This is a genomic window from Bordetella petrii, from assembly GCF_017356245.1.
GTDB lineage: Bacteria > Pseudomonadota > Gammaproteobacteria > Burkholderiales > Burkholderiaceae_B > Bordetella_A > Bordetella_A petrii_D.
Genome location: NZ_JAFMZZ010000001.1, coordinates 141,624 through 161,594 on the forward strand (window position 1 = coordinate 141,624; position 19,971 = coordinate 161,594).

Genomic DNA, 19,971 nt, shown 5'->3' on the forward strand with positions numbered 1-19,971 from the left:
CAAATGGCAAACCACCCCGCATCCACGCATCTGAAAGTGGTAATCGGCGAAGCCGTGATCGCATCATCGGCCGCCACGCTCAGCACCGTTGCGCTCGAAGTGCCCGTCTGGGCCATGTTCGTGGGCTGGATATCCTTCTTCACAAGAGGGCTCAACCTGAAGCAGGGAATGATCAACCTGGCCTGCGTGCTGATCGGGCTGGCGCTGGGCACGGGCGCCGCCCACGTCATGGCCGTGCTGACGCCGGTACTGGGCGACTATGCCATCAGCGCGGTGGTTTTCATCATCACCGGCGCCGCGCTTTCGCTGGCGCGGGCGCCGGTATTCAACAACCTGCTCGGCTGCTTCCTGGGGCTGGTTGCCTACTTTGCCTATCACCAGCCGCCATCAGTATCGAAACTGGCCGTGTTGGCGATGGCCACAACGCTGGGCGCGACCGCCGCGTTTCTTGCGCATGCGCTGCAGGCGCGCATCCGGCAAAGAGCGCCTTCGGGCGGATGAAGCTTCTCCAGGAGACTGATATGAACCTCTGCCAGCCCACGGCGCACGCCCAAAGCAAACCGGCGCAACCCGAGCGCCTGCTGTTTCCCGCGCTGAAGCCGCTATACAGCCGGGCCGAACCCGTCTTGTACGCCGTATTACGCCTGGTCTTCGGCATCATCATGCTCACTCACGGCCTGCCCAAGGCCCTGGGAACCTCTCATGGGTCGATGGCCGATCCGATGGGCGGTTCGATCAACCTGATCCAGAATGTCATGGGGCTGCCTTTCGCCCCGCAGCTGGCGTTTCTGGTCATGCTGCTGGAAACCGCCGGCGGGATCATGCTGGCTGCCGGCCTGGCAACACGCCCGGTCGCTCTGGCCATCTCTGTGCAGATGGCGGGCATCTGCTACGTGCTCGGTCCCACCTGGCCATGGATCGACCGCGGTATCGAATTTCCGGTGCTCATGTTGTTTCTTGCCCTTTACATCGCCGCGCGTGGCGGCGGCCGCTATGCCGTGGACCGCAAGCTCAAGGTCTCGGTATGATGCACGCAGCCCTTGCCGGGGTGGAAGGGCGCCTTGCGCCCAGCCCAACCACACTGGATCGCCATGGACCGCTTTCTGGCATTGCAACTGTTCAATCGCATCGTCGAGCTCGGCAGCTTCACCGAAGCCGCGGAAATGCTGAACGTGCCTCGCGCGACGGCGACCCACGCGATCAAGCGGATGGAAAGCCGGCTGGGAACGCGGCTGCTCGACCGCACGACGCGCCAGGTAAAGCCCACGCTGGATGGCCAGGCTTTTTACGAGCGCAGCAAGCGCGTGCTGGCCGAACTCGAAGATGCCGAGTCGTCGCTCAGCACGCATATCGCCGATCCGCGCGGCACGCTGCGGCTGGACGTGCACGGCGTGCATGCAACGACGATACTGCTGCCGCGCATCATCGAATTCCGGGAACGCTATCCGAATATCGATGTGGTGCTCAGCAGCGGCGACCGCCTGGTAGACCTGGTCAGGGAAGGCATCGATTGCGTGGTGCGGGCGGGCCAGCCGCGCGATTCGTCGTTGATCGCCAGAAAGCTCGCGGACCTGCCGGAAATCATCTGCGCCAGCCCGGAATACCTGAAGCGGCATGGAACGCCGCGGCATCCCCGCGATCTGGAGCAGCACCAGGGGGTCGGTTTCTTTTCCCGCGGCAATGACTATCGTTATCCGTTCTCGGTCATCATGGACGGCAATGTGCAAGAGTTCAAGGCCAGCGGCTGGATTTCGGTCAGCGACGCGGAATGCTATACCAGCGCCGCGCTGGCCGGCTGCGGGCTGATCCAGGTGCCGCGTTTCCGGCTCGAAGAGCACCTGAAGGCGGGAAGGCTGGTGCAGGTCTTGCCCGAATGGGCGTGTCCGGCGCTGCCCATTTCCGCGCTCTATCCCTTCCATCGCCAGCTTTCTCCCCGCGTGCGGGTGTTCATCGACTGGGTGCGCGAACTGTACGCGGAAAGATTCGGCGGCCCCGGCTGATCAGCCGCTCATGCCTGCGGGGCGCTACCGCGTGGAAAATGAAAAAGCCTGATGGCTCGTCGAGCGATCAGGCTTTTTGAATTTTTTGGCGGAGCGGACGGGACTCGAACCCGCGACCCCCGGCGTGACAGGCCGGTATTCTAACCAACTGAACTACCGCTCCGCAGCGGTGTACTGCTTTTACTGCTTGCCAGTAATACTGGCGTCCCCTAGGGGATTCGAACCCCTGTACTCACCGTGAAAGGGTGATGTCCTAGGCCTCTAGACGAAGGGGACCCGGACCTGCCGTACTGCTTCTTCGCTTTGGACTGGTGGAGGTAAGCGGGATCGAACCGCTGACCTCTTGCATGCCATGCAAGCGCTCTCCCAGCTGAGCTATACCCCCGTTTTCCTGAACATTGCCTGCATTTGGCGGTGTTTTTGACACCGTTGTTGCCGGTTTTGTTTAGTGCCGTTGGCGAAGAAACGAGATTATGCACGACTTTTTTGGGGTGTGCAAGTTGGGGTAAAAAAATTCATCCACTGCGCATTCAGGGCTTGCGGCGCCCCAGCGCGGCGGCCGCGACCAGGGCCAGCGCGATCAGCACCAGCACGGGCGTATCGCCGAAGCGCGCATAGGGCGTCAGCCCCGTCATGCCCTGCACCGATACCGGCAGGATGCCGGGCTGGTGGGCGGGCAGTTGGGCGGCCACGCGGCCGTGCGCGTCGATGGCGGCGGTGATGCCGGTGTTGGTGGCGGCCAGCATCGGCCGGGCGGTTTCCAGCGTGCGCAGCCGGCCGATCTGCAGGTGCTGGCGCAGCGCCCAGGTATCGCCGAACCAGCCCAGGTTGCTGACGTTGGCCAGGATGGTGGCGCCGGGCTCGCCGTTGGGGCCGGGCCGCAGGGCGGGCAGCAGTTCGACGCCGAACAGGTCTTCGTAGCAGATGTTGAAGGCCACGTGCTGGTCGCGGATGTGGAAGGGCGCCTGGCGGCGCCCGCCCCGGTCGAAATCGCCCAGCGGGATGCTGAGCATGTCGACGAACCAGTGAAAGCCCGGCGGCACGTATTCACCCCAGGGCACCAGGTGGCGCTTGTCGTAGCGCAGCTCGGTGGCGCCGCTGCGCAGCTGCGCCAGCGGCGTCGCGGCGTCGAAGCCGATGACGCTGTTGGTGTAGCGGGTTTGCCCGTTGGCGCCGGCGCTGCGCAGCGGCACGCCCATGGCGACGGTGGCCTGGTTGCGCGCGGCGACGGCGCGCCAGGCTTCCCAGACGCGCGGGTCGAGGCGGTCCTGGAAGACCGGCAGCACCGTTTCGGGCAGGATGATCAGGTCGGCCGGGGGGGCGGGCAGGGTGGCCAGTTCCAGGTGCCGGCGCAGGCCCAGTTCCATCAGGGCGGGGTCGAATTTCTGCGACTGCTCGACGTTGCCCTGTACCAGCCGCACCCGCAGCGGCTCGCCGCTGGGCCGCGACCAGGCGATGCCGTGCAGCGGCCAGCCGGCGGCGACCAGCAGCAGGGCCAGGGCGCAGGCCAGCGCGCGCCGCGCGTCGGGGCGCCCGGCGTGGCCGCCGGCGCGCACGGCCTGCCACAGCCCGGCCAGCGCGGCGGCCGCGAATGCCGCCAGCAGCGCCATGCCATGCACGCCCAGCACGGGGGCCCAGCCGGCCAGCGGGCTGTCGACGTGGGCATAGCCGATGTTCAGCCACGGGAAGCCGGTCAGCACGGTGGCGCGCAGCCATTCCAGCAGGGCCCAGGCGGCGGCCCAGGCCATGGCCGCCACCAGCAGGCGCCGCGACGGGTGGGGGTCGGGCTCGCCCTGGGCGGGCGGCGGGCACAGCCAGCGCGCCAGCACGCAGGCGGCGGCCGGGAACAGCGCCAGGAAGCCCGACAGCGCCAGCACGCCGGCCACCGCCAGCGGCGCGGCCAGGCCGCCGTAGCGGTGCAGGCTGATGAATATCCAGTACAGGCCCAGCGAATAGCTGGCGAAGTTGAACAGCCAGCCGCACAGCAGCGCCTGGCCCAGGCGGGGGGCCTGCAGCGTGGCGTGCGCGGCGCAGGCCAGGGCGATGATCTGCACCAGGGCCAGGGCCCAGGCCGGCAGCGGGCCGGGCGCGAAGGTCAGGGCGTGCGCGGCGCCCGCGGCCACCAGGCCCAGGGCTGCCCAGCGCGGGGTGCGGCCGGGCCTCATGAACCGGATGTGGCCGGATCGGATCCGGGCGTGGCCGCGGAAGACGTGCGCTTGGCGCGCAGCCACAGCGCGCGGCGCGCATCGGCGCGGATGACTTCGATCAGCAGGTCGCCGTGCGCGGCGCTGTCGCCGCGCCGCGGGATGCGGCCCAATTGGCCGCCCAGCCAGCCGCCAACGCTGTCGTATTCATCGTCGGGCAGGTCGGTGGAGAACGTGTCGTTGAAGTGGCTGATCTCGGTGCTGGCCATCAGGCGCCATTGGTTGTCGCCTTCGGGAAAGATGCTTTGCTCTTCGTCGTCGTCGAATTCGTCTTCGATGTCGCCGACGATCTGCTCGAGCACGTCTTCCATGGTTACCAGCCCCGAGATGCCGCCGTGTTCATCGATGACGATGGCCAGGTGGTTGTGGCTGGCGCGGAAGTCGCGCAGCAGCACGTTCAGGCGCTTGGCTTCGGGAATGAAGACGGCCGGGCGGATCAGCGAGCGCAGTTCGATGCCGGGCTCGAGCATGCCGCGCAGCAGGTCTTTGGCCAGCAGGATGCCGATGATGTTGTCGCGGTCGTCTTCGTAGACCGGGAAGCGCGAGTGCGCGGTTTCGATGATGAACGCCAGCTGCTGCGGCAGCGGCTGCGATACGTCGAGCAGGTCCATGCGCGAGCGCGGCACCATGATGTCGGCGACGCTGCGCTCGGACATGGCGAGCGCGCCTTTGATCATGCCGTAGGATTCGACGTCGAGCAGGTCGCGGTCGTGGGCGGCGTCCAGGACGGCCTTGATGCCTTCGCGGTCCTCGGGCTCGCGCCGTACGAGGGCCAGCATGCGGTCTAGCAGGGATTTGGTGGGTTTCTGGGCGCGCGCGGCGTTCGCGTCGTTGGCAGGGTAGGGGTCAGACATCGTCCGGGCGGACAAGTTACGAAGAGCCCAGCATAACCGAATATCGGCTGCGAATTGTTACGACGGCGCGGCGCCGGCCGGCTCAGGCGTACGGGTCGGCGATGCGCATGCCCGCCAGAATGGCGGTTTCCAGGGCTTCCATGCGGCGCGCGTCGCGCGCCTTGACGTGGTCGTAGCCCAGCGCGTGCAGCACGCCGTGCACCGTCAGGTGGGCGGCGTGGTCGAGCAGGGCCTTGCCCTGTTCGCGGGCCTCGCGCGCCAGCACCGGCACGCAGATGACGATGTCGCCGCGGGCGGTGCCCAGCGGGTCGGTGCCGTACTCGAAGGTAAGCACATTGGTGGCGTAGTCGCGCGCGCGGTAGGCGTGGTTCAGGCGGCGGCCCTCGGCCTGCCCGACCAGGCGCAGGCTGAATTCGGCGCGCGCGCATCCGGCCAGGCCTTCGCGCGCGGCGCCGTCGAGCGCCCGCTGCGCCCAGCGGCGCAGCCGCCAGCGCGGCAGGCGCGGCTCGGCCACGCCGTACTGGACCGACAGCGAGAGCTCAGGATTCATCTTCGGCGGCCCGGTCGTAGGCGTCGACGATGCGCGCCACCAGCGGATGGCGCACCACGTCGCGGCTGGTGAAGCGGGTGGTGGCGATGCCCTGCACGTCTTCGAGCACCCGCACCGCGTGCGCCAGGCCGCTTTGCTGGCCGCGCGGCAGGTCGACCTGCGAAGGGTCGCCGGTGATGACGGCCTTGCTGCCGAAGCCGATGCGGGTCAGGAACATTTTCATCTGTTCCGGCGTGGTGTTCTGGGCCTCGTCCAGGATCACGAAGGCGTGGTTCAGGGTGCGCCCGCGCATATAGGCCAGCGGCGCGATCTCGATGGTCTGCTTTTCGAACAGGCGCTGCACCTTGTCGAAGCCCATCAGGTCGTACAGGGCGTCGTACAGCGGCCGCAGGTATGGGTCGACCTTCTGCGCCAGATCGCCGGGCAGGAAGCCCAGGCGCTCGCCGGCCTCGACGGCGGGGCGCGTCAGCACCAGGCGCTGCACCGAGTCGCGTTCCATGGCGTCGATGGCGCAGGCCACGGCCAGCCAGGTCTTGCCGGTGCCGGCCGGGCCGATGCCGAAGGTGATGTCGTGCTTGAGAATGTTGTTCAGGTAGTCGCGCTGGCGCGGCGTGCGCGGGCGCAGGTCGCTGCGCCGGGTGCGCAGCACGATGCCGTCTTCGCCGCTGCCCTCGGCCGCGGGCAGGCTGGCCGGGTCGATGCCGCGCGCATCGGCCGGGGCGGCCTCGCTGCGGCCCACGCCCATTTCGACCAGCCCGAGCTGGATGTCGTCGACCGACAGGGCGCGGTGCACGGCCTGCTCGTGGAAGCGCCGCAGGGCGCGGCCGGCCAGTTCGGCGCGCTCGCCTTCCAGCGTGACCCGGCTGCCGCGCCGCGCCAGGGTGACGCCCATGCCGTCGGCCAGCTGGCGCAGGTTTTCGTCCAGCGGGCCGCACAGGTTGGCCAGGTGGGTGTTGTCGCCCTCGAGGTTGACGATGGTGGGCATGGTGCGGCGGGAACGGCTGCGGGTTGCGGTCATGCGTTGCCTTGTGCGGAACCGTCGACGTCCGCCACGCGGGCGCGCAGCGAATTGGGATAGGCCTCGGTGATGATCACGTCGACCATCTGTCCGATCAGCCGCGCCGGAGCGGGGAAGTTGACGATGCGGTTGTTTTCGGTGCGGCCCATGAGCTCGTTGGGATCGCGCCGCGACGGGCCTTCGACCAGCAGGCGCTGGCGGGTGCCGACCATGGACCGGGCGATGGCGGCGGCCTGGGTGTTGATCAGGGCCTGCAGCTGCTGCAGGCGGCGCAGCTTGACGTCTTGCGGCGTGTCGTCGGCCAGGTCGGCCGCCGGCGTGCCGGGGCGGCGCGAATAGACGAACGAGAACGAGGTGTCGAAGCCCACGTCTTCGATCAGCTTCAGGGTCTTGTTGAAGTCGTCTTCGGTTTCGCCGGGAAAGCCCACGATGAAATCGGACGACAGCGTCAGGCCGGGGCGCGCGGCGCGCAGGCGCCGCACCACGGACTTGAATTCCAGGGCGGTATAGCCGCGCTTCATGGCCGCCAGCACGCGGTCGCTGCCGGCCTGCACCGGCAGGTGCAGGAACGACACCAGCTTGGGCAGGTTGGCGTAGGCGTCGACCATGCGCTGGGTCATTTCTTTGGGGTGCGACGTGGTGTACCGGATGCGCTCGATGCCCGGGATTTCATGCACGTATTCGAGCAGGGTGGCGAAATCGGCGATGTCGCCGGTGTCGCCCATGGGGCCGCGATAGGCGTTGACGTTCTGGCCCAGCAGCGTGACTTCTTTCACGCCCTGGTCGGCCAGGTCGGCCACTTCGACCAGCACGTCGTCGAAGGGGCGCGAGACTTCCTCGCCGCGCGTGTAGGGCACCACGCAGAAGCTGCAGTATTTACTGCAGCCTTCCATGATGGACACGAACGCGGTGGCGCCGTCGATGCGCGGCGGGGGCAGGGCGTCGAATTTCTCGATCTCGGGAAAGCTGATGTCGACCTGCGAGGCGCCCGAGGCGCGGCGGCGGCGGATGAGATCGGGCAGGCGGTGCAGGGTTTGCGGGCCGAACACCACGTCGACATAGGGCGCGCGCTTGACGATGGCCTCGCCTTCCTGGCTGGCCACGCAGCCGCCCACGCCGATGACGAGGTCGGGGTTGAGCTTTTTCAGGTGCTGCACGCGGCCCAGGTCGGAGAAGACTTTTTCCTGGGCCTTCTCGCGCACCGAACAGGTGTTGAACAGGATGACGTCGGCTTCTTCGGGGTTGTTGGTGAGTTCCAGGCCCTGGTCGCCGCGCAGCACGTCGGCCATTTTGTCCGAGTCGTACTCGTTCATCTGGCAGCCGAAGGTGCGGATATACAGTTTGCGGGCGGAAGCCGGCACGGCGACGGTGGCGGCGGGGGCAGGGGCGGCGGGCGTGGCGGCAGCGGCGCCGGCGCGCTTGATAGAGGTTTCTTGCATGGCGTGCGCCGTGGCGGGTGTAGATCCCGGGGGCGAATGAAGAATAAAGGGAAAACGCGGATTTTAACGCGTGGATGCAAACATGGTCTTGGTGCGGACGCATTTGGCGTATACGATGTCAGCCGCGCGATCGCGCCCCGCTGCGGGGCGGGGCGCTTCGTCCCTTAATTCACGCCGCCCTCATGACGCAACCCCACGGCCTGTCCCCCGATTCCCTGCCTGCCGTTCCGACCGCCATGCCTGCCATTCCCCCCCGGCCGTGCCGCAGCGTGGCGCTTACCGTCTGCTTCGCCGTGGTGCTGCTGCTGATGAGCCGCTGGGTCGACGTGCCTTTGACGCAGGCCATCGAACGCCACATGCCAGAACAGGTCAACGAAGTCTTCGACCAGATCGGCGACCTGGGCGACAGCGAGGGCTACATCCTGGCCGGCCTGTTGTTGTATGCGGTGTCGCTGTTCGGCATGCGGCGCGGCTGGGCCTGCCCGGTGCGGGCCGGGTTCGAGCGGCTGGCGCGCTACAGCATGCTGCTCTTGGCCACCATGAGCGTGGGCGGGCTGATCACGCTGCTGCTGAAGAAAATCGTGTCGCGCGCGCGGCCCGAGGTCTTGCTGGAGCAGGGCTGGCACGGCCTGGGCGTGCCGTTCGCGGGCGACCCCTACGATTCGTTTCCGTCCAGCCATACCCTGACGGCGTTCGCCGTGGCGGCCGTCATCGGCCAGATCGCGCCGCGCTGGCGCCTGCCCCTGCTGTTGGTGGCGGCCATCGTGGCGGTCAGCCGCGTGGTCAACCGCGACCACTTCCTGTCCGACGTCACCGCGGCGGCGTTCATCGCCATCATGGTGGCGCACTACCTGGCGCCGTATATCCTGGGCGAGCGATACCGGTGGATGTTGCGGGCGCCTTGGCGGTGGGCCAGTCGTGGGTGACGGGCGTGGGTAGGGGGCGTGGGTAAGGGTGTCGTGGGTGGGTTCTTGAGGCGCCGGGCCGGGATGGCCTGAACGCCTTGGCTTCACGGTGCCGTCCGGGCGCCCCGCGCGCCCGGGCCCGGCCCCGAGGCGCCGCGGCATTCAGGCCATCCCGGCCCGGCTCGCATTGATTCTTGCCCGCGCCGCCGTCGGGGCGAGCCGGGTTCTTGAATGCTTGGCCCGCCGCGGTTGAAAAGAAGAAAAGCGTGCAGGGCCGTTTTTTCCAGTCGCCCTGCGCGACTAGAAAAAACATTCGGAAGGCGGCGTGCCTGGGGCGGTGGTTCAGGTTCGGTTCGGTCGGCTGACGTCTTCCGCCACTTTCAAGTTGTGGCGCCCCCCCGCATTCGCTGCACGAATGGCTATCGTGGTCGCGCTGGGCGACCAGGATAGCCGGCCCCATATGTTTTTCTCTTTCCCAAATCCGGTCGCAAGAACGCAAGAACCCAATTCGTGCCAGCAGCGCGGCGAGCGATATTCATTGCGAGTCTGCGTGGGCTGGCGTGAGCGCCGCGGCGCCTCGGGGCCGGGCCCGGGCGCGCGGGGCGCCCGGACGGCACCGTGAAGCCAAGGCGTTCACGCCAGCCCGCGCAGACGCCAGCAGAAAACCACATCACCCAGCAGCCGCAGGCGCCACAGCAGCCCCCTGGATATGATGCCGCCGCAAGGCATCCGCCACGAACCCGCTGGCCTTCATATCTTCCACGAACGCCCGAAGCACCTCCGCCGCCGCTTCGCCGCGCCCCTTGGGCACCCCCATGGCCTGGCGGATCTGCATGAAGCTGCCGGGCAGCATGCGCAGGCCGGGAAGACGGCCCATGTCGGCTTCCAGCTGCTGCTTGACGCCGGCCGCCACGTCGGCGTTTTCGGCCAGGAAGGTATCGACCACCGCCGGCGAGGTGGGGGCGCGCAGGATCGTGGCGTGCTTGAGTTCGCGCGTCAGGTACAGGTCGTAGGCGCTGCCTTTGCCGACCATGACACGGGTGCCCGCGCGGTCGACGGCGTCGCGTTCGCGCAGGGGCGAGCCTTCGCGCACCAGGTAGGCGCCTTCGATCAGCACGTACGCGTCGGTGAACGCGATGCCCGCGCCGCGCAGCGGGTCGATGGCGAAGAAGCCGATGTCGGCCTGTTCGGCCGTCACGGCCTCGACCGACTTGCCGGCGCTGTCCCAGACCACCAGTTCCAGTTCGACGCCCAGCCGTTCGGCGAAGGCGCGGGCCAGGTCGATGGACACGCCCGCCGGCTCGCCGGTGGCCGGGTCGCGGCCGGCCAGGATGGGGTTGCCCAGGTTGATGGAGGCGCGCAGCCGGCCGGTGGGCGTGAAGGCGGCGATGATTTTGGAATCGGGAGTCATGCTGGGTCCAGGTGGTGTCAGGCGCTGTAGCGGGCGGTTTGCCCGGCGCAGCACAGGTCGATGAGGGTGGGTTCCAGAGTATCGCCGAACCAGGCGTTCAGCGCAGCCCGCCGCTCGGCGGTATAGACGGGTTGGCCGGCATCGTCGAGCCGCATGCACACGTCGTGGCCCGGCACCAGCAGCGTGCCGGGCACGCGCCGCCACCATTGCCAGATCAGGTCCAGGCTGGCGCGGCTGACCTGCGCATCGTAGGTGTCGTTGGCGGTGCGCGACATCAGTTCGGCGCGGTTCTTGGCGGCGTCGCCGGTAAACAGCACCGGCTGCCCGGTGGCGGTAACGTAGAACAGCAAGTGGCCGGGTGTGTGGCCGGGCGCGGCAATGGCCGTGAAGCCGGGCAGGAACGCCTGGCCGTCGGCCACGCGCCGCACGCGCGGCGAGGCGGCCAGTTCGCGCACATACAGTTCCGGCAGCGGATTGAAGCCCGGCGGCTGCGCGGCCGCCCAGGCCAGTTCCTGTTCGCCGATCCACACGGTGGCGTTGGGAAACAGCGTGAAGTTCACCGCGTGGTCATAGTGGGCGTGGGTCAGCACGACATCGGTGATGTCCTGCGGCGCCACGCCCAGCTCGTGCAGCTGGTGGCCCAGCAGGTGGCGCACGCCGAACGCGCCCACGTCGACCAGGATGTTGGCGCCGTCGCCGCGCAGCAGGGTGGTGGTGCTCCAGCCCAGGCCGCCATGGCAGACGGCGCGGCCCGGATAGCCTTGTATCAGTACGTCGAGCTTGAGCATGGCTTACTCCGGATGCACGTTGGCCCGCTGCAGCAGCTGCCGGTAGCGCTGCAGGTCGGAACGCAGCAGGGCGGCGAATTGTTCGGGCGTGCCGGCCACGATCTCGTTGCCGCCTTCGTCCGCCAGCTTGCGCACCACGTCGGGCTGGCGCGCGGCCTTGACAGCTTCGTGATGCAGCCGCGCGATGATGTCCGGCGGCGTGCCGGCCGGCGCCAGCAGGCCCTGGAACTGGGTGACGTCGAACCCTTTGTAGCCCAATTCCGCCAGGGTGGGGACGTCCGGCAGCGCGCTGCTGCGCTGCGGGCCGGACACGGCATAGGCGCGCAGCCGGCCGGCGGCGATGTGCGGCGTGGCCGTGACAATGGTGTCGAACGTGAAGGACAGCTGCCCGCCCAGGATATCGGCCAGCGCCTGCGCGTTGCCCTTGTACGGCACGTGCGTGAGTTCGGTCTGCGTCATCATCGCCAGCAGCTCGCCCGCCAGGTGTCCGCCGGCCCCGATGCCCGCCGAGCCGTACGTCAGCTCGCCGGGCCTGGCGCGCGCCATGGCGACCAGGTCGTCCACGCTGTGGATGGGCGAAGCGCGCGGCACCACCAGCGCGTACTGATAGCGGGTGATCTGGCTGATGGGCGCCAGGTCGGCCAGGGGATCGTACGGCACCGACTTGTACAGCGACGGGTTGACCACCAGCGGGCCGCTGGCGTCCAGCAGCAGGGTGTAGCCGTCGGGCCTGGCCTTGGCCACCAGGTCGGTGCCGATCATGCCGTTGGCGCCGGGCTTGTTCTCGACCACCACCGGCACGCCCATGCTGCCCGCCATTTTCTGCGCGATGACGCGCGCCGTGATGTCGGCGGCGCCGCCCGCCACATAGGGCACCACCATGCGGATCGGCCGTTCGGGATACGTGCCGGCTTGCGCCGCCGGCCCGCCCGCCATCAGCAGGCAGGCCGCGGCGGCCCATGTGCAGAGGTGTTTCATGATGATGTCTCCTTTGGTGTTGTCATGGGCGGCCCGTGCCGCGGCCGCCGGGGGTCAGGCCATTGCCGCATGGCGCTGCAGCAGCGCCAGCACCGCGGGATCGACCGCGATGCCGTCGCGCTGCTGGCGCGCCATGTTGGCCAGCTCGATCTCGCCGGGCACGATGACGGGCCGGCCGGCCTCGGCGGGCGGGCTGTCGTGCAGGATGGCGGCGAAGTCCGCCATGCGTTCGGCCAGCCATGCCGCCGAGCCCAGCCGCGCGGTATCGATCAAAATGAAGAAATGCCCCAGGTTCTGCGGCTCGTCGGGCGCGTCGACCCACGATTTCACATGGGTCAGGTAGGCGGCGTTCGACAGCAGGCCCGCGAACAGATCCACCACCAGCGCCAGGCCATAGCCCTTGTGCCCGCCGATGGGCAGCAAGAAGCCGTCGAGCGCCGCGGCGGCGTCGGTGGTGGGGCGCCCGCCGCGGTCGGTCGCCCAGGTGTCGGGAATGGACGCGCCGCGCTTGAGCGCGTTGCGGATCTTGGCGCGCGCCACCACGCTCATGGCCATGTCCAGCAAGAACGGCGGGCCGTCGGGGTTGGGCACGCCGAAGCCCAGCGGGCTGTTGCCCAGCCGCGCATCGCTGCCGCCCCAGGGCGCGATGGTGGTGGTGGCGTTGCTGCCGATGATGCTGGCAAAGCCGGCCTGGGCCGCGATCAGCCCGTAGGGCGAGATGGGCCCGAAATGGTTGCTTTGCCGGGCGAAGGCCACGCCCACGCCGCACGCCCGGGCGGCCTCCATGGCGGCGCGCAGGGCGTGCATGCCCACCAGGGGCCCGACGCCGTTGTCGCCGTCGACCAGGCGCAGCGCCGGCGCGGGGCTTTGCACGGTGATCCGGGCGCGTGCCTGGATGCCGCCCACCAGCAGGCGTTCGCCGTACGATTCGACGCGGCTCAGGCCGTGGGTGCTCAGTCCGAACAGGTCGGCCTGCACCAGCACGCGCGCCACGTCGGCGGCGTCTTCCGGGGGCAGGCCCAGGCCGGTGAAGGCCCGCGTGCCCAGGTCCAGCAGCTCGGTTTCGGAAAAAACGGATGTAGAGGTCACGGATGCGTTCATGCGGGCGATGTCCTGTAGGGGTAAGTGGCGGCTGTCATTCGGTGCGCAGGTTGGCGCGGCGCACGACCTCGCCCCAGCGCCTGCCTTCGGCCTGGATGAAATCGGCGAATGCCTGCGGCCCCAGGCCGACGGGTTCGCTGGAGTCGTGCGCCAGGCGCTGGCTGACCGATGGCGAGCGCAGGGCGGCCAGGGCGTCTTTCTGCAGCCGCGCGATCACGGGCGCGGGCGTGCCGGCCGGCGCCAGCAGGCCGAACCATTGCGAGCTTTCGAAACCGGGGTAGCCCTGCTCGGCGACGGTGGGCACGTCGGGCAGCACCGGCAGGCGCCGCGCCGAGCCGACGGCGATGATGCGCACCTTGCCGGCCTGTGCGTGCGGCAGCAGGCCGGGAGTGCCGGCCGAGGCCGCGTCGATATTGCCGGCCAGCAGGTCGGTGGTCTGCGCGCCGGTGCCTTTGTACGGCACGTGCACCACGTCGATGCCGGTGGCCGTCTTCAGCATTTCGAACGCCAGGTGGCCGGCGCTGCCGTTGCCGGCGGATCCGTAGTTCAGGACGCCGGGCTTGGATTTGGCCAGCGCCACGAACGAGGGCAGGTTGGTGGCGGGCACCTTGGCGCCCACGGCGAAGATCATGGGCACCTTGGCCAGCAGCGCAATCGGCGCGAAATCGCGCTGGGGGTCGTAGGGCAGCCTGGGCATCATGGCCGGGTTGACGGCCAGCGTGCCCACATGGCCCAGCAGCAGCGTGTAGCCGTCCGGCGCGGCGCGGGCCGCCTCCATGGTGGCGATCACGCCCTGGCCGCCGCCCTTGTTCTCGACAATGACCTGCTGGCCCAGCGTGCGCGACATCTCGGCCGCCATGGCGCGCGCGATCACATCCGAACTGCCGCCGGGCCCGTAGGGCACCAGCAGGCGCACCGGACGCTGCGGCGTCCATTCCCCGGCGGCCGCGGCCGGGCCGGCGGCAAGCGCGGCCAGGCCGGCCAGCGCCAGGATGGGCGCGGCGCGCCACCGCAGGAATCGGTGCATCGGGTTCATGCTTGTCTACCTCCGTCTTGAGCGCCGCGACGCGCGGCTTGATGAGGCGTGATGATGCGCAAGCCTGAATATCCAGTAAAGTGCAAATATTCGATGGATTTTTGACGAAAACGCATGAAATTCGACCTCGCCGATTTGCGCGCCTTCCTGGCGGTTGCCGACCTGGGCAGTTTCCGCGCGGCCTCAGAGGCCCTGCACTTGTCGCAGTCGGCCCTGTCGCGGCGCGCCGACAAGCTGGAGCAGGCCCTGGGCGTGCAGTTGTTCACGCGCACCACGCGCAAGGTCGAGCTCACCACCATCGGCAGGGGATTCGTGCCGCGCGCGCGCAATGTGCTCAACGAACTGGAAAGCGCGCTGGTCGGCATCCAGGACGTGGCCGAGCGCATGTCGGGCCAGGTTACCGTGGCCTGCGTGCCGTCGGCCGTGGCGTATTTCCTGCCGGCGGTCATCCGTGAATACCACCGGCAGTACCCGCGCATCCGCATCCGCCTCATCGACGAATCGTCCTCGGTCGCGCTGACCGCGGTGGCCGGCGGCGATGCCGACTTCGGCCTGACCTACATCGGCACGCAGGATGCCGACATCGAGTTCCAGCCCCTGCTGGAAGAGCCCTTTGTGGTGGCGCTGCGCACCGACCACCCGCTGGCGGGCCGCCGCCGGCTGGCCTGGCGCGACCTGGCGGGCTGCGAATACATCAGCCTGGCCCAGGGCAGCGGCAACCGCTTCCTGATCGACCAGGCCCTGGCGCACAGCCCCGACCGGCCGCGCTGGTTCTGCGAAGTGCAGCACGTACCGGCATTGGTCAGCATGGTCGAAGCCGGCCTGGGGGTGGGTGTGGTGCCGCAACTGGCAATGCCGCCGGTGGGCCACACGGCCCTGGCCAGCGTGCCCCTGGCCGACCCCGTCGTCAGCCGCACCATCGGCCTGATCCACCGGCGCGGACGGGAACTCAGCCCCGTGGCCAGGCTGCTCTACGACATGGTGGTGCAGATGCGGGGGGGAGGCGGTTTGCGGGGCTCTTCAGGCGGTGGGGGGGTGATGTCGTAGTGTTGTTCTTCTGGCGTCGCCGCGGTGTGGCGGGGCTGCCTTGGCTTCACGAAGCCGTCCGGGCGCCCCGCGCGCCCGGGCCCGGCCCCGAGGCGCCGCGGCAGCCACCCCAACCCGNCGGGCCCGGGCGCGCGGGGCGCCCGGACGGCACCGTGAAGCCAAGGCAGTCACCCCAACCCGCCCCGACGCCAGAAGAACACGCACACAGCAGCACCGACACCCCCGCGCTATTCCCCAGTCCACTCCGTGACAAACTCCCGATAATCCGGCCGCTGAGCCACAGGCACTGCGCAGGCCGGCGTGCCGATGGCCAGGAAACCCAGGAACCGGTAATCCAGCGGATCGAAGCCCAGCGCTTCCTGGACTTCTTCCAGGTACGTTCCCATGCCGGTGCTCCAGAAAGCCGCGTAGCCCAGCATGTGCACGGCATTCAGGATGTTCATGACCGACGCGCCGGTGGCCAGCAGCTGTTCTTGCTCGGGCACCTTGGGATTGTCGTGGTCGATTTTCTGGGCCAGGCCCACGAACAGCGGCACTTCGCTCATCCATTGCCGCACCGATTTCTCTTTTTCGGGCGTCATGCGCGGGTCGCCGCTGCGCTTGACGGCGTCCAGCGCCCGGTCGGCCAGGCGGCCGATGGCGGCGCCGCGGATCAGCACGAACCGCCAGGGGCGCAGCTTGCCGTGGTCGGGCGCGCTCATGGCAGCTTGCAGGATCTGGTCAAGCTCGTCGGGCTTGGGCGCGGGCGCGCGCAGGAATTTCATCGAGCGGCGGGAAGTCAGGGCATGCAGGGGGGAAACGGTCATGGAGGGCTGCTGAAGTGTGGTCTATTCGAGAAACATTCTCATCATACGCCAGGCAGGGGCGCCTTCCGGCGTATCTCCCCGCGCCGGCCAAGGTCATCGGCGCCGCGCTCAGCCCAGGTGGGTGTGGCGTTCGGGGCGTTCCTCTACCTGCATTTCGGACAGGCCGTGCAGAATGCCGCAGTCGTCGGTGTCGGGCCGCGCCGACAGGCAGCGGCGGCGCAGCTCGGTAAGCTGGCCCTTGAGCTGCGCCAGTTCGGCCATGCGCGCGTCCACATGGGCGATGTGCTCATCGAACAGCTCGTTGATCGGCCCGCAGCCGGCCCGGTGATCGTCGGCCAGCTGCAGGATGGCGCGGATTTCTTCCTGCGTCATGTCCAGCGCGCGGCAGTTGCGGATCAGGCGCAGGCGCTCCAGGTGCGCCGAGCCATAGCTGCGGTAATTGTTCAGGCCGCGCTCGGGCGCGGGCAGCAGGCCCTCTTTTTCGTAATAGCGCACGGTTTCCACGGTCGTGCCGGCCGCCTTGGCGAGTTCACCGATTTTCATGGCTGCCTCCCGGACAGGAATGCGCCGCACGGGCGCCTTGACCCTATAGTAACTCCAGGGTGTGCAATGCAGCCATGTCACTCAATCGACCGAGATCCGCCTGATGCCGTCCTCTGCTTCCGACACCCAAGCCTGCTGCGGGCACGACCACGCCGCGCCATCGCACGACCATGCCCACGACCACGCGGCCGCCGGCGCGCGCGGCGACGCCGCGCCGCTGCGCGCCGGCCCCGGCCAGCAGCTGGCGCGGCTGCGCATCGGGCAGATGGACTGCCCCACTGAAGAAACCCTGATCCGTAAAAAACTGGGCCAGTTGCCGGGCGTGCACGACATGCACTTCAACCTGATGCAGCGCGTGCTGACCGTGGTGCATGCCGACGGCGCGCTGGAGCGCGTGGTGGCGGCCATCCGCGCGCTGGACATGACGCCGGAAGTGATGGCGCAGGAAGACGCGGGCGGCGCCGTGCCGGCCGCCGCGCCGCGCCGCGGCCGCTACCTGCTGGCGGCGGCGGGGATCCTGGCCGCCCTGTCGGAAGCCGCGCATTTCGCCGCCCTGCCTGTTGCGCTGACCGCCGTGCTGGCGGTGGCGTCCATCCTGACCTGCGGGCTGGGCACGTACCGCAAGGGCTGGATCGCCCTGCGCAACGGCAATCTCAATATCAACGCCCTGATGAGCATCGCCGTGACCGGCGCGGTGCTGATCGGCCAATGGCCCGAGGCGGCCATGGTGATGTTCCTGTTCAACGTGGCCGAGCTGATCGAGGCGCGCGCGCTGGACCGCGCCCGCCACGCCGTACGCGACCTGCTGGACCTGGCGCCGCAAGTCGCCACCGCGCGCCAGGCCGATGGCTCATGGGCCGAAGTCCCGGTGGCGCAGCTGCGGCATGGCGACTGGGTGCGGGTGCGGCCGGGCGAGCGCATCGCCGCCGACGGCACGCTGGCCGAAGGCAGTTCGGCCGTCGACCAGTCCGCCATCACGGGCGAGAGCCTGCCGGTGGACAAGGCCGTGGGCGACGTGGTTTATGCCGGCACCGTCAATACCACAGGCGCCTTCGACTACCGCGTCACCGCGGCGGCCGGCGAGACCACCCTGGCGCGCATCATCCATGCCGTCGAACAGGCCCAGGGCGCGCGGGCGCCCACGCAGCGCTTCATCGACCGCTTCTCGCGCATCTACACGCCCGTGGTGGTGACGCTGGCAGTGCTGGTGGCCGCGGCCCCGCCGCTGTTGTGGGGCCAGCCCTGGCTGGACGCCATCTACCGCGCGCTGGCCCTGCTGATCATCGCCTGCCCCTGCGCGCTGGTCATTTCCACCCCGGTCAGCATTGTCAGCGGCCTGACCGCGGCGGCCCGGCGCGGCATCCTGATCAAGGGCGGCGTGTACCTGGAAGAAGGCCGCAAGCTGGCCTGGCTGGCGCTGGACAAGACCGGCACGCTGACCCACGGCAAACCGGTGTGCACCGACCTCGAAACCCTGGCCGAACTGCCCGGGCAGCCGGCGGCCCTGCTGGCGGCCAGCCTGGCGGCGCGTTCCGACCACCCGGTGTCGCGCGCCGTGGCGCAGGCCCATGCCGGCCAGCCGGCCGCGCTGCCGGAAGTGCGCGACTTTGCCGCCCTGCCCGGCCGCGGCGTGCGCGGCCGCATCGGCGATACGGCCCTGCACCTGGGCAACCTGCGCCTGATGCGCGAGCTGGGCGTGGCCACGCCCGAACTGCAGGCCCGCATGCAGGCTTACGAACAGCAAGGCAAAACCGCCATCGCCCTGACCGACGGCACCGCCGTACTGGCGCTGGCCGCGGTGGCCGACACCCTGAAGCCGGGCAGCGCCGAGGCCGTGGCGGCGCTGCACCAGCTGGGGGTGCGCACGCTGATGCTGACCGGCGACAATGCCCGCACCGCGCAGGCGGTGGCCCGGCAGGCCGGCATCGACGAAGCGCACGGCGAACTCCTGCCCGAAGACAAGTTGCGGGCGGTAGCGGCCAAGCTGGGCCCCGCCGGCAAGGTGGGCATGGTGGGCGACGGCATCAACGATGCGCCCGCGCTGGCGCGGGCCGACATCGGCTTTGCCATGGGCGCGGCCGGCACCGGCACGGCCATCGAGACCGCCGACGTGGCGCTGATGGACGACGACCTGCGCAAGATCGGCCAGTTCGTGCGGCTGTCGCGCCGCACCCACCGCATCCTGGTGCAGAACATCGCGCTGGCGCTGGGCATCAAGGCGGTTTTCCTGGTGCTGGCCGCCACCGGCCACGCCACGCTGTGGATGGCGGTGTTCGCCGACGTGGGCGCCAGCCTGCTGGTGGTGGCCAACGGCCTGCGGCTGCTGCGCGCGCGCTGAAGCCGCAGGCCGCGGCCCGCCGGCTAATAACAAAAAGCAATATTCTTAAGATTCCTTATGCTTTGTGGAAAAATAGGGGTCTTGTTACAGTGCCCTATCCATTGCCGTGGGCGGCTCACAAGGCCGCCCTCGTGCGCATGACGACACCCACTGGAGCACCCTATGAAACCCCTGCGTTCCATCCTGCTGGCCGGCCTGCTGCAACTGACCGTGGCCGCCGGCGCCCATGCCCAGGACGGCCTGGCCGCCATCAAATCGGCCGGCGCCTTCAAGATCGGCACCGAAGGCACGTATGCCCCCTTCACCTACCATGACGCGTCGGGCAAGCTCACCGGCTTCGATGTCGAAATCGGCCGCGCCATCGCCGAGCGCCTGGGAGTCAAGGCCGAATTCATCGAAGGCAAATGGGACGGCCTGATCGCCGGCCTGGACGTCAAGCGCTACGACGCAGTCATCAACCAGGTGGGCATCACCGACGCCCGCAAGGCCAAGTACGACTTCTCGGATCCCTATATTTCGTCGCAAGCGGTGCTGATCGTGCGCGACGACAACACGGCGATCAAGAGCTTCGACGACCTGAAAGGCAAGCGCTCGGCCAACACGCTGACCAGCAACTTCGGCAAGCTGGCGCAGAAGTACGGCGCCCAGGTGGTGGCGGTGCAGGGCTTCAACGAAAGCGTCGACCTGCTGACCTCGGGCCGCGTCGACGCCACCATCAACGACAACCTGTCGTTCCTCGACTTCAAGAAGCACAAGCCCAACGCCAAGGTCAAGATCGTCGACAGCGACAAGAGCGCCGAATTCAGCGAGTCGGGCGTGCTGATCCGCCAGGGCAACCCCGAGCTGCGCGACGCCATCAACAAGGCGCTGGCCGACATCAAGGCCGACGGCACCTACAAGAAGATCTCGGTGAAATACTTCGGCACCGACCTGTCCGCCCAGTAAGCGCCCGC

At 68.8% G+C, this 19,971-nt stretch carries 19 protein-coding genes and 3 tRNA genes; 7 read left to right on the forward strand and 15 right to left on the reverse strand.

Annotated elements, in window-relative coordinates:
- Positions 1-3 precede the first annotated feature (3 nt).
- From J2P76_RS00705 to J2P76_RS00715, 3 genes are all read left to right on the forward strand, one after another.
- Positions 4-501: a DUF1097 domain-containing protein gene (locus J2P76_RS00705; RefSeq protein WP_207403783.1), complete on the forward strand. Its 498-nt coding sequence runs from the start codon at positions 4-6 to the stop codon at positions 499-501.
- A gap of 20 nt (positions 502-521) precedes the next feature.
- A complete protein-coding gene (locus J2P76_RS00710) occupies positions 522-1,028 on the forward strand; it encodes a DoxX family protein (RefSeq protein ID WP_207403784.1) in 507 nt (168 codons plus the stop codon).
- A gap of 63 nt (positions 1,029-1,091) precedes the next feature.
- The gene (locus J2P76_RS00715) at positions 1,092-2,000 is read left to right on the forward strand and encodes a LysR family transcriptional regulator (RefSeq protein ID WP_207403785.1); all 909 of its coding nucleotides are present in this window, start codon (positions 1,092-1,094) and stop codon (positions 1,998-2,000) included.
- Between the two features lie 86 nt (positions 2,001-2,086).
- Here J2P76_RS00715 and J2P76_RS00720 read toward each other — a convergent pair.
- The 8 genes from J2P76_RS00720 to miaB all read right to left on the reverse strand — a co-directional run bounded on the left by J2P76_RS00720 (position 2,087) and on the right by miaB (position 8,065).
- Positions 2,087-2,163 (reverse strand) — tRNA-Asp (locus J2P76_RS00720).
- Between the two features lie 37 nt (positions 2,164-2,200).
- Positions 2,201-2,276, reverse strand: a tRNA-Glu gene (locus J2P76_RS00725).
- A gap of 33 nt (positions 2,277-2,309) precedes the next feature.
- Positions 2,310-2,385 (reverse strand) — tRNA-Ala (locus J2P76_RS00730).
- A 145-nt stretch (positions 2,386-2,530) separates the two neighbouring features.
- Positions 2,531-4,165 (reverse strand): apolipoprotein N-acyltransferase, encoded by a 1,635-nt coding sequence (gene lnt, locus J2P76_RS00735; protein WP_207403787.1) that lies wholly within the window; start codon positions 4,163-4,165, stop codon positions 2,531-2,533.
- Positions 4,162-5,058, reverse strand: a complete 897-nt coding sequence (locus J2P76_RS00740) for an HlyC/CorC family transporter (RefSeq protein WP_207403789.1) — start codon at positions 5,056-5,058, stop codon at positions 4,162-4,164. Before J2P76_RS00740 ends, lnt begins: the two co-directional genes overlap by 4 nt.
- Positions 5,059-5,140: 82 nt before the next feature.
- Positions 5,141-5,608, reverse strand: a complete 468-nt coding sequence (gene ybeY, locus J2P76_RS00745; RefSeq protein WP_207403791.1) for an rRNA maturation RNase YbeY — start codon at positions 5,606-5,608, stop codon at positions 5,141-5,143.
- Positions 5,598-6,626, reverse strand: coding sequence for a PhoH family protein (locus tag J2P76_RS00750; protein WP_207403792.1), 1,029 nt, complete (start codon positions 6,624-6,626; stop codon positions 5,598-5,600). Before J2P76_RS00750 ends, ybeY begins: the two co-directional genes overlap by 11 nt.
- The gene (miaB, locus tag J2P76_RS00755) at positions 6,623-8,065 is read right to left on the reverse strand and encodes a tRNA (N6-isopentenyl adenosine(37)-C2)-methylthiotransferase MiaB (RefSeq protein WP_207403794.1); all 1,443 of its coding nucleotides are present in this window, start codon (positions 8,063-8,065) and stop codon (positions 6,623-6,625) included. The genes J2P76_RS00750 and miaB overlap by 4 nt, the downstream gene beginning before the upstream one ends.
- A 236-nt stretch (positions 8,066-8,301) precedes the next feature.
- Between miaB and J2P76_RS00760 the strand changes: the two genes are divergently transcribed.
- The gene (locus tag J2P76_RS00760; protein WP_242697254.1) at positions 8,302-8,991 is read left to right on the forward strand and encodes a phosphatase PAP2 family protein; all 690 of its coding nucleotides are present in this window, start codon (positions 8,302-8,304) and stop codon (positions 8,989-8,991) included.
- A 649-nt stretch (positions 8,992-9,640) separates the two neighbouring features.
- Here J2P76_RS00760 and J2P76_RS00765 read toward each other — a convergent pair.
- From J2P76_RS00765 to J2P76_RS00785, 5 genes are read right to left on the reverse strand one after another with little or no spacing between them, the layout of a single operon-like run.
- Positions 9,641-10,381, reverse strand: coding sequence for an ABC transporter substrate-binding protein (locus J2P76_RS00765; protein ID WP_207403798.1), 741 nt, complete (start codon positions 10,379-10,381; stop codon positions 9,641-9,643).
- Positions 10,382-10,398: 17 nt separating this feature from the next.
- On the reverse strand, positions 10,399-11,169 hold the full coding sequence (locus tag J2P76_RS00770) for an MBL fold metallo-hydrolase (protein ID WP_207403799.1): 771 nt from the start codon (positions 11,167-11,169) through the stop codon (positions 10,399-10,401).
- Between the two features lie 3 nt (positions 11,170-11,172).
- A complete protein-coding gene (locus J2P76_RS00775; RefSeq protein ID WP_207403800.1) occupies positions 11,173-12,147 on the reverse strand; it encodes a Bug family tripartite tricarboxylate transporter substrate binding protein in 975 nt (324 codons plus the stop codon).
- A 54-nt stretch (positions 12,148-12,201) separates the two neighbouring features.
- Positions 12,202-13,248, reverse strand: a complete 1,047-nt coding sequence (locus J2P76_RS00780; protein ID WP_207403801.1) for an Ldh family oxidoreductase — start codon at positions 13,246-13,248, stop codon at positions 12,202-12,204.
- Between the two features lie 34 nt (positions 13,249-13,282).
- Positions 13,283-14,275, reverse strand: coding sequence for a tripartite tricarboxylate transporter substrate binding protein (locus tag J2P76_RS00785; RefSeq protein ID WP_207409073.1), 993 nt, complete (start codon positions 14,273-14,275; stop codon positions 13,283-13,285).
- A gap of 123 nt (positions 14,276-14,398) precedes the next feature.
- Here J2P76_RS00785 and J2P76_RS00790 point away from each other — a divergent pair, with 123 nt between their 5' ends.
- Entirely contained in the window at positions 14,399-15,331 is a 933-nt protein-coding gene (locus J2P76_RS00790) for a LysR family transcriptional regulator (RefSeq protein WP_207403802.1), read from the forward strand.
- Positions 15,332-15,558: 227 nt separating this feature from the next.
- On the opposite strand, the gene J2P76_RS00795 is transcribed toward J2P76_RS00790, so the two are convergent.
- Positions 15,559-16,137 carry a nitroreductase family protein gene (locus tag J2P76_RS00795; protein WP_207403803.1) on the reverse strand — a complete coding sequence of 193 codons (579 nt, stop codon included), beginning with the start codon at positions 16,135-16,137 and terminating at the stop codon, positions 15,559-15,561.
- 108 nt (positions 16,138-16,245) lie between these two features.
- Complete coding sequence (gene cadR / locus J2P76_RS00800) at positions 16,246-16,680, reverse strand: Cd(II)/Pb(II)-responsive transcriptional regulator (RefSeq protein ID WP_207403805.1); 435 nt, start codon at positions 16,678-16,680, stop codon at positions 16,246-16,248.
- Between the two features lie 103 nt (positions 16,681-16,783).
- Between cadR and J2P76_RS00805 the strand changes: the two genes are divergently transcribed.
- Both J2P76_RS00805 and J2P76_RS00810 read left to right on the forward strand, forming a co-directional pair.
- Entirely contained in the window at positions 16,784-19,018 is a 2,235-nt protein-coding gene (locus tag J2P76_RS00805) for a heavy metal translocating P-type ATPase (protein WP_207403807.1), read from the forward strand.
- Positions 19,019-19,180: 162 nt separating this feature from the next.
- Positions 19,181-19,963, forward strand: coding sequence for an amino acid ABC transporter substrate-binding protein (locus tag J2P76_RS00810; RefSeq protein ID WP_207403809.1), 783 nt, complete (start codon positions 19,181-19,183; stop codon positions 19,961-19,963).
- Positions 19,964-19,971 lie beyond the last annotated feature (8 nt).

Bases quoted from the DNA above. Each gene is read 5' to 3' on its own strand.
- J2P76_RS00705 (WP_207403783.1), top strand. From the start codon at position 4: ATGGCAAACCACCCCGCATCCACGCATCTGAAAGTGGTAATCGGCGAA.
- J2P76_RS00710 (WP_207403784.1), top strand. From the start codon at position 522: ATGAACCTCTGCCAGCCCACGGCGCACGCCCAAAGCAAACCGGCGCAA.
- J2P76_RS00715 (WP_207403785.1), top strand. From the start codon at position 1,092: ATGGACCGCTTTCTGGCATTGCAACTGTTCAATCGCATCGTCGAGCTC.
- lnt (WP_207403787.1), bottom strand. From the start codon at position 4,165: ATGAGGCCCGGCCGCACCCCGCGCTGGGCAGCCCTGGGCCTGGTGGCC.
- J2P76_RS00740 (WP_207403789.1), bottom strand. From the start codon at position 5,058: ATGTCTGACCCCTACCCTGCCAACGACGCGAACGCCGCGCGCGCCCAG.
- ybeY (WP_207403791.1), bottom strand. From the start codon at position 5,608: ATGAATCCTGAGCTCTCGCTGTCGGTCCAGTACGGCGTGGCCGAGCCG.
- J2P76_RS00750 (WP_207403792.1), bottom strand. From the start codon at position 6,626: ATGACCGCAACCCGCAGCCGTTCCCGCCGCACCATGCCCACCATCGTC.
- miaB (WP_207403794.1), bottom strand. From the start codon at position 8,065: ATGCAAGAAACCTCTATCAAGCGCGCCGGCGCCGCTGCCGCCACGCCC.
- J2P76_RS00760 (WP_242697254.1), top strand. From the start codon at position 8,302: ATGCCTGCCATTCCCCCCCGGCCGTGCCGCAGCGTGGCGCTTACCGTC.
- J2P76_RS00765 (WP_207403798.1), bottom strand. From the start codon at position 10,381: ATGACTCCCGATTCCAAAATCATCGCCGCCTTCACGCCCACCGGCCGG.
- J2P76_RS00770 (WP_207403799.1), bottom strand. From the start codon at position 11,169: ATGCTCAAGCTCGACGTACTGATACAAGGCTATCCGGGCCGCGCCGTC.
- J2P76_RS00775 (WP_207403800.1), bottom strand. From the start codon at position 12,147: ATGAAACACCTCTGCACATGGGCCGCCGCGGCCTGCCTGCTGATGGCG.
- J2P76_RS00780 (WP_207403801.1), bottom strand. From the start codon at position 13,248: ATGAACGCATCCGTGACCTCTACATCCGTTTTTTCCGAAACCGAGCTG.
- J2P76_RS00785 (WP_207409073.1), bottom strand. From the start codon at position 14,275: ATGCACCGATTCCTGCGGTGGCGCGCCGCGCCCATCCTGGCGCTGGCC.
- J2P76_RS00790 (WP_207403802.1), top strand. From the start codon at position 14,399: ATGAAATTCGACCTCGCCGATTTGCGCGCCTTCCTGGCGGTTGCCGAC.
- J2P76_RS00795 (WP_207403803.1), bottom strand. From the start codon at position 16,137: ATGACCGTTTCCCCCCTGCATGCCCTGACTTCCCGCCGCTCGATGAAA.
- cadR (WP_207403805.1), bottom strand. From the start codon at position 16,680: ATGAAAATCGGTGAACTCGCCAAGGCGGCCGGCACGACCGTGGAAACC.
- J2P76_RS00805 (WP_207403807.1), top strand. From the start codon at position 16,784: ATGCCGTCCTCTGCTTCCGACACCCAAGCCTGCTGCGGGCACGACCAC.
- J2P76_RS00810 (WP_207403809.1), top strand. From the start codon at position 19,181: ATGAAACCCCTGCGTTCCATCCTGCTGGCCGGCCTGCTGCAACTGACC.